Source organism: Bradyrhizobium sp. NBAIM18 (genome assembly GCF_020193825.1).
Classification (GTDB): domain Bacteria; phylum Pseudomonadota; class Alphaproteobacteria; order Rhizobiales; family Xanthobacteraceae; genus Bradyrhizobium; species Bradyrhizobium yuanmingense.
Window position 1 is genome coordinate 126801 of sequence record NZ_JADYVO010000007.1, and the last position, 12395, is coordinate 139195.

Genomic DNA, 12395 nt, shown 5'->3' on the forward strand with positions numbered 1-12395 from the left:
GGGCACGAAACGCTCAATTGTACGGAGGTAAAATGGCCGACATGACTAGGCATGGAGGAGCTATACCTAAGTTTGTCCCGTATTCGCCCGGGCCCACGCTGCTCGAATTCAACGAGACGGCGCACGACGCACCGGCTGCACGGTCACCGTGAACCTCGGCCGGCACGGTGTCCTTGAGGGCGCCGCAATGGACCTGGCGGCGAGCGGACGGTCCAAAGGCGAACGTCATGACGGCCGATCCGACTTTGACTGGTGAATTGCTCCTCTGGCCGCGACGTGCTCTACTCCTGTTCACGCAGAGAGTGCCGGGAGCGCCAGCGATGAAGCCTGGCCGGGCAGCGACATTCGGAAAGTCAGCCGCGCAATTCCTCGTCGGCTGCCTGAGGCAAACTGTTCCGGCCAAGCAGCGCACCGATGCCAACGCCGCCGACTTGCTTGAGGCGGTCAAGCAATGGCAACAGGTCTTCGAGCACACGCCGGTCATGTACTTCATGGTCGATCCGGCCGGTACCGTGATCAACGTGAACACATTCGGCGCCGAGCAGCTGGGCTACACGCCGGCGGAGTTGATCGGCCGATCCGTGCTGGATGTCTTCCTCGCGGAAGATCGCGCCGCTGTCCGCGCCTGTGTCGCGTTGTGCCTCAAGACCCTTGATCAGTCACACACCTGGGAGATCCGGAAGGTTCGCAAGGACGGCTCGATGTTATGGGTGCGCGAGAACGCCAAGGCCATGCTGCGAGCCAATGGCGGGCCGATCGTGCTGGTCGCCTGCGAGAACATCACTGAGCGCAAAGAGGCCGAGAACGCGCTGCGACAGAGCGAGGCTTATCTCGCCCAGGCGCAGGAATTGAGCCACACTGGTAGTTTCGGCTGGAAGGCCGCAACCCGCGAGATCACCTGGTCCAAGGAGACCTATCGCATCTTCGAATGCGAAGAGGGGACGAAGCCCGCGATCCCCTTCATGCTCCAGCGGATCCATCCGGAGGACCGGCTCGCCGTGCAGCAGACGACGGGCCGGGCGGCGCGCGAGGGCAAGGACTATGATCACGAATACCGGCTGGTGATGCCCGACGGTTCCATCAAATACGTCCGAGCGGTGGCACGGGCAACGCGAGATGCGAGCGGTCGCGTTGAGTTTGTCGGATCGGTCACCGACATCACGGCGACCAAGGAGGCAGAACGCAGGCTTCGTGACAGCGAGCAGCGCTTTCGCGATTATGCCGAAACCGCGTCTGACTGGTTCTGGGAAACCGGTCCGGACCACCGGGTCACCCAGATATCCGAGCACTCCGATACCAACACCGCCCCCGCCGGCCTCATCGGGCTCACGCGTTGGGACATTGCGCCCGACGCCGCTCTCGAGCCCGAAAAATGGCGACAACATCGAGCGGCGCTCGACGCCCACGTCCCGTTCCGCGACTTGGTGTACCGCAGCAAGGACCGCAATGGGCAGCCGATCTACGTCCGGACCAGCGGCAAGCCCTTCTTCGACGCGGATGGCGCTTTCCTGGGCTACCGTGGCGTTTGCACGGACGTAACCGCCGCCATCCGGGCCAACCAAGCCGAAGACGCACTGCGCAAGGCCCAGGCCGAGCTCGCCCATGTGACACGTGTCACGACACTGGGTGAGCTGACCGCTTCGATTGCCCACGAAATCAATCAGCCGCTCGCTGCAGTGATCGCAAACGCCGACGCCTGCCTCGCCTGGCTGCAGCGCAGTCCGCCGGATCTCAAGGCGGCCCGCCGCTCGGTCGAGTGGATCATCGAGGACGGCAGGCGCGCCGGCGACGTGATCCGTCACGTTCGGGCGCTCGCCAAGCGTTCTGACATCGAGATGGTTCCGCTCGACGCCAATGCGGTCGTGCGGGAGGCCGTCGCGCTGGTTCAGCGCGAGATGGCCAGCCACGCCGTGTCCGTCCGCATGGAGCTGTCGTCGGCACTGCCGAGGATCTTTGGCGATCGCATCCAATTGCAGCAGGTCCTGATCAACCTGATCATGAACGGGATCGAGGCCATGGCAGACGTCCATGATCGCCCGCGCGAGCTGGCGATTCGCTCACAGGCGAGCGGCGATAGCGCGATGCAGGTGAGCGTTTCCGACTGCGGAACCGGCATCAGCGAACAGGCGATAGACCGCCTGTTCACGCCGTTCTTCACCACGAAGTCCTCCGGCATGGGCATGGGCCTGTCGATCTGTCGATCGATCATCGAGGCCCATGGCGGACGACTTTCCGCCATACCAAATCAGGAGCGCGGCGCGACTTTTCAGATCACCTTGCCCCTCCACCGAGAGGAAGCATCGTGACCGAGCGCGCGGACTCTTCGCCGCAGCAGAAGGACGGCGATCAGCCCCTTGTCCTCATCGTCGACGACGACGCGTCCATGCGCCGTGCGCTCACCAATCTGTTCGAGTCGGTCGGTCTCAAGGTCGAAGCATTCGGCTCGGCGCCGCAGCTCCTCCAGGCCAAGCCGCCAGACGTCCCGAGCTGCCTGGTGCTCGACATCCGCCTGCCCGGAACGAGCGGCCTCGAGCTGCAGGCCGACCTTGCCAAGGCAAATATCCACACGCCTATCATCTTCATTACCGGTCATGGCGATATCCCCATGACGGTTCGGGCCATGAAGAGCGGGGCGATCGACTTCTTGACCAAGCCGGTCCGCGATCAGGACATTCTCGACGCAGTCCAGGCCGCGATCGAGCGAGACCGCAAGCGCCGCGACCTCAACAGGACGGTCTCGACGGTCAGATCACGCTTCGAGTCACTGTCCTCGCGGGAGCGAGACGTATTGTCACTGGTGACGTCCGGCCTGATGAACAAGCAGGTCGCCGCCCAGCTCGGATTGGCCGAAATCACCGTCAAGATCTACCGCGGCCAGATCATGCGGAAGATGGGCGCGAAGTCGCTGGCCGATCTGGTGAGAATGAGCGAGGCGCTCGGGATCGGCCCGAACAAGCCCGATGCACAAACCTAAGTATGAGTTTCCAATCATGACCGGCAGGTCCACCTTGCGCCTTTATGTTCTAGCCGTGGCGACGGCAAGCGTAATTCCCGGCGAGGAGCGGACGTCTTGTCAGTGGCTTCGGTCATCTCGGTACTTGACGACGACCCCTACGTTCGGGCCGCGATCAACAATCTCCTGGAATCGCGCGGATACAACGTCCACACATTCGCCTCGGCGGAAGAGTTCCTGAGCTCGACCGATTCGAGCGATACCTCGTGCGTGATCGCCGACGTGCAGATGCCGCTGATGAGCGGAATCGATCTGTTGACGAAGATGCGGGCGCAGGGGTCGGCTACGCCGTTCATATTCATCACAGCTTTCCCGGATGAGGGCGTGCGTGTGCGGGCGCTCGATGCGGGCGCAATCTGTTTTCTCGGTAAACCGTTCGCCGCCTCGGATCTGATGCAATGCCTGGACCGTGCGCTGGCACCAGGTCACCAAACCACGTCGTGAGCGCCCCGCCGCCAGCAAACGCGGGGGTGACGCCGCGAGGAGTGCGCCGCCCGGTTCAATCCACCTTGATGTTCGCCGCCTTGATGATCGGCCACCATTTGGCGATCTCGGCCTTTTGCCGCGTGCCAAGCGCTTCGGGCGTGAGCTGATCCTTGGGCGTCATCTCGAGACCCTGGCTTTCGAGCTGCTTCCTCACCGCCGGATCGTTCAGCGCCTCCACGGCCGCGGCGTTGAGCTTTGCGACGATCTCCTTCGGCGTGCCCTTCGGCACCCACATGCCCGACCACAGCGTCATGTTGAAGCCTTTCAGGCCCGCCTCGTCCGCGGTCGGGATCTCGGGCGCGGAGGCGAGGCGCTTGTCGTCGGTGACGGCGTAGGCGCGGATGGTGCCGGCGCGGACCTGGCCGATGGAATTGGAGGTCTGGTCGACGATGATGTCGATCTGGCCGGCGATGAGATCATTCAATGCCGGTGCAGTGCCGCGATACGGCACGTATTGCAGCTTGATGCCGGAGACGCTCTCGAAATAGACGCCGGCGATGTGGCTGCCGGAGCCCGCGCCGGCCGTGCCGGCGGTCGGCGGCGACGGTCGCGATTTCAGCCAGTCGATCAGCTCCTTCAGCGAGGTCGCCGGCACCGCATTCTTGCTGACCACGATCATCGGGTTGCTCGGCAGCAGCACCACCGGCTCGAGGTCGGTGACGAGGTCGAATTTGAGCTTGTAGACGGCGCCATTGGCGACATGGGTGCCGAGATGGCCAAACGAGATGGTGTAGCCGTCGGGCGGCGATTGCACGGCGCGGCCGACACCGATCGAGCCGCCGGCTCCGGTGACGTTCTCGACGACGACCGGCTGGCCGAGCGGCACCCGCATGCGCTCGGCGAGCACCCGCGCCATTGCGTCCGAAGGGCCCCCGGCCGCAAACGGCACGATGATGGTAATGGGACGCGAGGGAAAATCGTCGGCGCTCGCGGCGCCTGCAACAGCGAGAACAGCAATCAGCGCAGCCCAGAAGGCCTTCTTCATTGTCTTCTCCCCAGATGTCCATCTTGTTCTTGCTCTTCCCGCGTACGGGAAGAGGGATCATTCGTGGCGTATTGCCGCGCTAGAATTGAGAATAGTCAATCGGCTTGTGGCGATCGAGCGTGCGGGTGACCGGCGGCAGCGGGTATTTCAGGCCAGTCGCGCAGTTGAACAGCATGACACGATCGGTCTTGCTGACCCGGCCGTCGGCGAGGCTTTCCCTGTAGGCGGCGTAGGTCGCAGCACCCTCGGGGCAGAGCAAGAGCCCCTCCTCGCGCGCGACCTCGTTCAGCGCCGCCGTAATCTTGTCGTCGTCGACCGCAATGGCAAAGCCCTTGCTCTCGCGCACCGCGCGCAGGATCAGGAAATCGCCGATCGCTTGCGGCACGCGGATGCCCGAGGCGATGGTGTGGGCGTCCTCCCAGCGCGCCGCATGCTCGGTCCCGGCCTCATAGGCGCGCACCATCGGCGCGCAGCCGGAGGCCTGCACCGCGACCATGCGCGGGCGCTTTGAGCCGATGAAGCCGATCTTCTCCAGCTCGTCGAAGGCCTTCCACATCCCGATCAGGCCGGTGCCGCCGCCGGTCGGATAGAAGATCACGTCGGGCACGTCCCAGCCGAGCTGCTCGGCGAGCTCGAGGCCCATCGTCTTCTTGCCCTCGATGCGGTACGGCTCCTTCAAGGTCGAGGTGTCGAACCAGCCGACTTTCGCCTTGCCCTCGCCGACGATCTTGCCGCAATCGTCGATATAGCCGTTCACGCGGTAGACGGTCGCGCCCTGCAGCTCGATCTCGCTGACGTTCACTTCGGGCGTATCGGCCGGGCAGAAGATCGTGGTCTTGATGCCGCAGGACGTGGCGTAGGCCGCCAGCGCCGCGCCGGCATTGCCGTTGGTCGGCATCGCCATGTGCTTGATGCCGAGCGCCTTGCCCATCGACACCGCCATCACGAGGCCGCGCGCCTTGAACGAGCCGGTCGGCAGCCGTCCCTCGTCCTTGACGATGATCTCGCCGCCGCCGAGTTTTGCGCCGAGCTTCGGCAGCCGGATTAGGGGCGTCGTGACTTCGCCGAGCGAGACAATGTCCTTGCATTTGCGCACGGGCAAGAGCTCGCGGTAGCGCCACATGTCGCCGGGGCGCTGGGCGAGCGCATCCTTGGTGAGCGCCTTCTTCACGCCCGCGAGGTCGTAGCGCACCAGAAGCGGCTTGCCGGCCTTGGAGAGGTTGTGAACCTCGTCGGCCGCGTAATGATCGCCCTCCATCGCGCATTCGAGATGGGTGACGAAGGTCGGACGTTCGATGGTGAGATTGTCGTTGTCGTGCATGCTGCTTCTTTCTTCTTGTTTATTCAAACCGCTCTATCCACTCGTCATCGCGAGGAGCTCTTGCGACGAAGCAATCCAGACCGTTTCCACAGCTGCAGTCTGGATTGCTTCGCTTCGCTCGCAATGAGGGCTGTCAAATGTTCAACACCCGTCCATACGCATCCAGCACGGCTTCCTTCATCATCTCCGACAGGGTCGGATGCGGGAAGACCGTGTGCATCAGCTCTTCTTCCGTCGTCTCCAGATTCATGGCGACGACGTAGCCCTGGATCAGCTCGGTGACCTCCGCGCCGACCATGTGGGCCCCGAGCAGTTGGCCGGTCTTCTTGTCGAAGATCACCTTGACCAGGCCCTGGTCCTCGCCAAGCGCGATCGCTTTGCCATTGCCGACGAAGGGGAAGCGACCGACGCGGATTTCGCGGCCGCTCTCCTTCGCTTTGGCTTCGGTAAGACCAACCGAGGCGACCTGGGGATGGCAATAGGTGCAGCCCGGGATCATGTTCTTGTCCATGGCATGCGGATTGAGGCCCTTGATCGCTTCGACGCAGATCACGCCCTCATGCTCGGCCTTGTGCGCCAGCATCGGGGGGCCGGCAACGTCGCCGATCGCGTAGATGCCGGGGATGTTGGTCTTGCCGTAGCCGTCGACCACGATGATGCCGCGGTCGGTCTTCACGCTGACTTTTTCCAGGCCGAGATTCTCGATGTTGCCGACGACGCCGACCGCCGAGATCACGCGCTCGAACTCTGATGTGACGGGCTTGCCCTTGCCGTCATCGATGGTGGCGAGGACGCTATCGGCCTTCTTCTCCAGCTTCGTGACCTTGGTCGAGGACATGATCTTAATGCCCTGCTTCTCCAGCCGCTTGCGGGCGAGGCCCGCGATCTCGGCGTCCTCGACGGGCAGGATCTGCGGCAGCACCTCGACCACCGTGACCTCGCTTCCCATGGTGTGGAAGAACGAGGCGAACTCGATGCCGATCGCGCCGGAGCCGACCACCAGCAGCGACTTCGGCATGCGCTCCGGCACCATCGCCTCGAAATAGGTCCAGACCAGCTTCTTGTCGGGCTCGAGGCCGGGCAGCACGCGCGGCCGCGCGCCGGTGGCGACGATGATGTGCTTGGCCTGATAGGTCCCCTCGCCCAGCGCGCCCTTCGGACCCTCGACGTCGGACTTCTTCACCGTGACCTTGCCGGGCGCGTCGATCGAGGCGGCGCCCCAGATCACGGTGACCTTGTTCTTCTTCATCAGGAAGCCGACGCCGTCGTTGAGGCGCTTGGAGACGCCGCGCGAACGCTGCACCACCGCCTTCGGATCGAACGAGACCTTCTCGGCGGAGAGCCCGTAGTCCTTGGCGTGCTGCATGTAGTGGTAGATCTCGGCCGAACGCAGCAGCGCCTTGGTCGGAATGCAGCCCCAGTTGAGGCAGATGCCGCCGAGATAGGATTTTTCGACGATCGCGGTCTTGAAGCCGAGCTGCGCGGCGCGGATGGCGGTGACATAGCCGCCGGGGCCGGAGCCGATGATGATGACGTCGAAGGATGTGTCGGCCATAGCGGCTCCCGTTCAACTCAAGAAGCGCCGCGGGCGCGGCGCTTGACCAGAAAAGACCTCACCAGCCATTCGAGCAGCACCACCAGGACTATGATGGCAAGCGCAGTGAGCACGATCGGCTGGGCGATGTTCCGTGCCAGCTGCTCGCCGGCAAAGAACGCAGAGTGAAGAAAATCGAGCCCGACGGGGTTGAGCGCGACGATGACTCCGAGCAATAGCGATATCCATGGCCAGCGGGTCCGGACATGCAAGGTTGCCCCCTCTGCCGCCGCTTCAGACCATCATCATCACGGGGTTTTCAATCAGCTGCTTGAACGCGCCGATCAGCTCGGCGCCGAGCGCGCCGTCGATGGCGCGGTGATCGCAGGACAAGGTCACGCTCATCATGTGCGCGATCTCGATCTTGCCGCCGCGCACCACGGGACGCTCCTCGCTGGTGCCAACCGCAAGGATCGTGGCATGAGGCGGATTGATCACCGCAGTGAAGTGGCTGATGCCGTACATGCCGAGGTTGGAAACGGCCGTGGTGCCGCCCTGGTATTCCTCCGGCTTGAGCTTGCGCGAGCGGGCGCGCGCGGCAAAATCCTTCATCTCGTTGGAGATGGTCGAGAGCGTCTTGGTCTCCGCTTTGCGGATGATCGGCGTGATCAGGCCGCCGGGCATCGCGACGGCAACGCCGACGTCGGAATGGTGATGCTTGACCATGCCGCTTTCGGTCCAGCTGACGTTGCAGTTCGGGATCTTCTGCAGCGCGACCGCCATCGCCTTGATGACGAAATCGTTGACCGAGATCTTGTAGAGCGGCTTCTTCTCCTTGTCCTTCGGCGCGGCGGCGTTGATCTCCTCGCGGGCAGTGAGCAGCTTGCCGATGTCGCAGTCGATGGTGAGGTAGAAGTGCGGGACGTTCTGGATCGATGCGGTCAGGCGCTGGGCGATGGTGCGGCGCATGCCGTCATGCGGGACGATGTCGTAGGAGCCGGGCTCGAACAGCGACAGGATCTGCTTGTCCGACATGGTCGGCGCGATCGCAGGCGCGCCTGACGGTGCCGCGGCGGGCGCTTTCAGACCCTTGCCGGACTTGGCCTGCTCGACGTCGCGGGCGACCACGCGGCCGTGCGGACCGGTGCCGGCGACCATGGCGACATCGATGCCGGCCTCCTTGGCGAGACGGCGCGCCAGCGGCGACGAGAATACACGGCCGCCATGACCATTGGCTTGCGCTGCCGGAGCTGCAGCCTGCTGCGCGGGTGCCGCGGCGGGCGCAGCAGCTTTCGGTGCGGCGGGCGCAGGCGCGGGAGCCGGCGCAGCGGGAGCCTCAGCGGCCTTTGGCGGCGCGGCCGAGGCGCTGGGCTTGGCGCTACCCGCAGCCTTCACGTCCTCGCCCTCGCCGGCGAGCACGGCGATCACGTCGTTGACCGGGACATCCTGCGTACCCTCTGGCACCAGGATCTTGGCGATCGTGCCCTCGTCGATCGCCTCGACCTCCATGGTCGCCTTGTCGGTCTCGATCTCGGCGATGACGTCGCCGGACTTGACCTTGTCGCCCTCCTTCTTCAGCCACTTGGCGAGGTTGCCCTTCTCCATCGTCGGCGAGAGAGCGGGCATCAGGATGTTGATGGGCATGCTGACCTCAAGAAGAACTTTGCAAAACGTCGTCTTTCGACAGCGAAGACGAACAGACCAGGTTTAGTTGCCGATGTCGCCCTGCCACAGGCGCTCATTGGCGGGGATGGAGCGCCAATTCTTCATCATCGTGATGGAGCGGTCGTCGGCAAGGTCGATCCACGGAATGCCGAACTTGTCGAGGATGTCCTTGGAGCCCGGAAAGGTGATGGACTCTCCGATCACCACCAGCTTGACCTTGAACAGCGCGAGCGCGCCGGCGCACATCGAGCATGGCGACAGCGTGGTGTACATGACGGTGTCGTGGAACGAGATCGCGCCGGCCTCGCGCAGGCAGCTCATTTCGCCATGCAGGATCGGATTGTTCTCCTGCACGCGGTTGTTGTGGCCGCGGGCGATGATCTTGTTGTCGCGCGTCAGCACCGCGCCGATCGGCAAGCCGCCCTGCGCGATCGAGGCTTCCGCCTCGCGGATCGCCTCCAGCATCAAATCGTAATGATAGGCTTCGATCGCCATGGTCAGTGCCCCTTGCCGCGCGGCGTGGTGGTGCCCGTGTCGGTGGGGCGCTCGATCTCGGCCTGGAACATGTCGAGGATCCGGTTCAGCGCGTCCTCCTCGGTATATTCGCTCTCGCGCGCATAGGCGCGCGCGGCATGACGTGCGAGATCGACGAGCAGGAGGCCCCACATGTCCGGCTCCTCGAAGGCGCGCTGGAACGCCATCGACAGCCCACCGTCCAGGACGAACACGCGCAGGATCTCGACCGCGTCGTCGCGGGTCATGACGTCTGGCGGCAGTGGCTGCTCCTTGGGGCCTGCCATGGTCTACCTGTAGCAGACGGCTTTAGCGGCCTCGACGACGTCCGCCGCCGAGGGCAGCGCGAGCTTCTCCAGGTTCGCGGCATAGGGCATCGGCACGTCCTTGCCAGACACGCGCGTCACCGGCGCATCAAGATAGTCGAAGGCGTTCTCCATGATGCGCGCGGCGATCTCGGCGCCGACGCCGCTCTGGGCCCACCCCTCTTCCACGGTAACTGCACGTCCCGTTTTCTTCACGGAGTTGATGATGGTCTCCGTGTCCATCGGGCGCAGCGTGCGCAGGTCGATCACCTCGGCCTCGATGCCGTCCTTGGCGAGCTCGTCGGCGGCCTTGAGCGCATAGGTCATGCCGTTCGACCAGGAGATGATGGTAACGTGGCTGCCGGCGCGCACGATGCGCGCCTTGCCGATCGGGATGATGAAATCGTCGAGCTTGGGCACTTCGCCGGTGTGACCGTATAGCACCTCGTTCTCGAGGAAGATCACCGGGTTGGGATCGCGGATCGCAGCCTTGAGCAGGCCCTTGGCGTCCGCGGCCGAATACGGCGCCACCACCTTGAGGCCCGGGACGTGCGAATACCAGGCCGAATAGTCCTGGCTGTGCTGGGCGGCGACGCGCGCGGCCGCACCGTTCGGACCGCGGAACACGATCGAGCAGCCCATCTGGCCGCCCGACATGTAGAGCGTCTTGGCCGCGGAGTTGATGATCTGGTCGATGGCCTGCATGGCGAAGTTGAAGGTCATGAACTCGACGATCGGCTTGAGGCCGGTCATCGCGGCGCCGACGCCGACCCCGGCAAAGCCGTGCTCGGTGATCGGCGTGTCGATCACGCGCTTGGCGCCGAACTCCTGGAGCAGGCCCTGGGTCACCTTGTAGGCGCCTTGATATTCGGCAACTTCTTCGCCCATCACGAATACGTCCGCGTCGCGGCGCATCTCTTCGGCCATGGCATCGCGCAGCGCTTCGCGGATGGTCTGCGTCACCATTTCGGTGCCGGCAGGGACTTCCGGATCGGGCTCGGCAACGGCCTGCGGAGCAGGCGCGGCTTTCGGCGCGGGCGCCTCGGCCTTTGCTGCGGCCGGCGGCGCGGACTCCGCGGCCTTCGCCGCCGCTGCGGGTGCCTTGGCGAGATCAGCCGCGCTCTCGCCGTCGGCGAGGATGGTCGCGATCGGGGTGTTCACCGCGACGTCGGCGGTGCCCTCGGGGATCAGGATCTTGCCGAGCGTGCCCTCGTCGGTCGCCTCGACCTCCATGGTCGCCTTGTCGGTCTCGATCTCGGCGATGACGTCGCCGGACTTGATCGTCTCGCCCTCTTTCTTCAGCCATTTGGCGAGGTTGCCCTTCTCCATCGTGGGCGACAACGCGGGCATCAGCACTTGAATTGGCATATCTTCTCCAAAGAAAGCTTGCGCGCGCGTTCAGCGGTACACGTCGGTCCAGAGCTCGGCGGCATCCGGCTCGGGGTCATGCTGGGCGAAATCGGCGGAGGCGTTGACGATGTCGCGCACTTCGGCGTCGATCGCCTTGAGATCGGCCTCGCTGACCTTGGCGGCGAGCAGGCGATTGCGAACCTGCTCGATCGGATCCTGGTCGTGGCGAACCTTCTCGACCTCCTCGCGTGTGCGATATTTTGCGGGATCGGACATCGAGTGGCCGCGATAGCGATAGGTCTGCATCTCCAGGATGAAGGGACCCTTGCCGCCACGGCACCAGGCCGCCGCCTCCTCGCCCGCCGCCTTCACGGCGCGGACGTCCATGCCGTCGACCTGCTTGCCCGGGATGTTGAAGGACGCACCGCGCTTGGAAAAATCCTGCTGTGCCGAGGCACGCGAGACCGAGGTGCCCATGGCGTAGCGGTTGTTCTCGATGACGTAGATCACCGGCAACTTCCAGAGCTCCGCCATGTTGAAGCTCTCATAGACCTGGCCCTGGTTGGCCGCGCCGTCGCCGAAATAGGTGACGCTGACATTGTCGTTGCCGCGGTAGTGGTTGGCAAAGGCAAGGCCGGTGCCGAGCGAGACCTGGGCGCCGACGATGCCGTGACCGCCGTAGAAGTGCTTCTCCTTGCTGAACATGTGCATGGAGCCGCCCTTGCCCTTGGAATAGCCGCCGCGGCGTCCCGTCAACTCGGCCATGACACCGTTGGCATCCATGCCGGTCGCAAGCATGTGACCGTGGTCGCGATAACCGGTGATGACCTGATCGCCCTCTTTGAGGGCCATCTGCATGCCGACCACCACGGCCTCCTGGCCGATATAGAGGTGGCAGAAGCCGCCGATGGCACCCATGCCGTAGAGCTGGCCTGCCTTTTCCTCGAAGCGCCGGATCAGGAGCATGTCGCGGAGCGCCTTGAGTTCCTGCTCCTTCGTGAATTCCGGGGGCGAACCGCCGTCGGTCTTGTCCTGTGGAGCGCTTGCGGCGGCTTTCTTGGGTGCGGCCATGGGAATTCCGGGTCAGAGAAAACTTTCGCCCTCTCTAACCCAAGTCAAACGCCCTTGGAAAGCACCGCGGCGGCATGGCACGACTTTCATTATGCCGCACTGCAACGTGATCGAAATATTGCAAAATCTTTGGCGCTGATCGGGCAACAAAT

At 64.2% G+C, this 12395-nt stretch carries 12 protein-coding genes; 3 read left to right on the forward strand and 9 right to left on the reverse strand.

Features of this window, described 5'->3' with window-relative positions; genetic code table 11:
- Positions 1-320: 320 nt before the first annotated feature.
- The 3 genes from I6F17_RS17765 (at position 321) to I6F17_RS17775 (ending at position 3457) form a co-directional block, all read left to right on the forward strand.
- On the forward strand, positions 321-2306 hold the full coding sequence (locus tag I6F17_RS17765; protein WP_225124160.1) for a PAS domain S-box protein: 1986 nt from the start codon (positions 321-323) through the stop codon (positions 2304-2306).
- The gene (locus I6F17_RS17770; RefSeq protein WP_225124139.1) at positions 2303-2974 is read left to right on the forward strand and encodes a response regulator transcription factor; all 672 of its coding nucleotides are present in this window, start codon (positions 2303-2305) and stop codon (positions 2972-2974) included. The genes I6F17_RS17765 and I6F17_RS17770 overlap by 4 nt, the downstream gene beginning before the upstream one ends.
- Positions 2975-3070: 96 nt before the next feature.
- Complete coding sequence (locus I6F17_RS17775; protein ID WP_036031653.1) at positions 3071-3457, forward strand: response regulator; 387 nt, start codon at positions 3071-3073, stop codon at positions 3455-3457.
- 55 nt (positions 3458-3512) lie between these two features.
- Here the strand turns inward: I6F17_RS17775 and I6F17_RS17780 are convergent, their stop codons facing one another.
- The 9 genes from I6F17_RS17780 to pdhA form a co-directional block, all read right to left on the reverse strand.
- Positions 3513-4484, reverse strand: coding sequence for a tripartite tricarboxylate transporter substrate binding protein BugD (locus I6F17_RS17780; protein WP_225124138.1), 972 nt, complete (start codon positions 4482-4484; stop codon positions 3513-3515).
- Between the two features lie 79 nt (positions 4485-4563).
- Positions 4564-5805, reverse strand: a complete 1242-nt coding sequence (locus I6F17_RS17785; RefSeq protein WP_225124137.1) for a threonine synthase — start codon at positions 5803-5805, stop codon at positions 4564-4566.
- Positions 5806-5938: 133 nt separating this feature from the next.
- On the reverse strand, positions 5939-7360 hold the full coding sequence (gene lpdA / locus I6F17_RS17790) for a dihydrolipoyl dehydrogenase (protein ID WP_225124136.1): 1422 nt from the start codon (positions 7358-7360) through the stop codon (positions 5939-5941).
- 17 nt (positions 7361-7377) lie between these two features.
- Positions 7378-7584 (reverse strand): hypothetical protein, encoded by a 207-nt coding sequence (locus I6F17_RS17795; protein WP_225124159.1) that lies wholly within the window; start codon positions 7582-7584, stop codon positions 7378-7380.
- A gap of 49 nt (positions 7585-7633) precedes the next feature.
- Positions 7634-8983 carry a pyruvate dehydrogenase complex dihydrolipoamide acetyltransferase gene (locus I6F17_RS17800; protein ID WP_036044339.1) on the reverse strand — a complete coding sequence of 450 codons (1350 nt, stop codon included), beginning with the start codon at positions 8981-8983 and terminating at the stop codon, positions 7634-7636.
- A gap of 63 nt (positions 8984-9046) precedes the next feature.
- A complete protein-coding gene (locus I6F17_RS17805) occupies positions 9047-9499 on the reverse strand; it encodes a nucleoside deaminase (protein WP_225124135.1) in 453 nt (150 codons plus the stop codon).
- A gap of 2 nt (positions 9500-9501) precedes the next feature.
- On the reverse strand, positions 9502-9804 hold the full coding sequence (locus I6F17_RS17810; protein WP_008547332.1) for a DUF5076 domain-containing protein: 303 nt from the start codon (positions 9802-9804) through the stop codon (positions 9502-9504).
- Between the two features lie 3 nt (positions 9805-9807).
- Positions 9808-11190: a pyruvate dehydrogenase complex E1 component subunit beta gene (locus I6F17_RS17815; protein ID WP_074447972.1), complete on the reverse strand. Its 1383-nt coding sequence runs from the start codon at positions 11188-11190 to the stop codon at positions 9808-9810.
- 30 nt (positions 11191-11220) lie between these two features.
- A complete protein-coding gene (gene pdhA / locus I6F17_RS17820) occupies positions 11221-12243 on the reverse strand; it encodes a pyruvate dehydrogenase (acetyl-transferring) E1 component subunit alpha (RefSeq protein ID WP_036025165.1) in 1023 nt (340 codons plus the stop codon).
- Positions 12244-12395 lie beyond the last annotated feature (152 nt).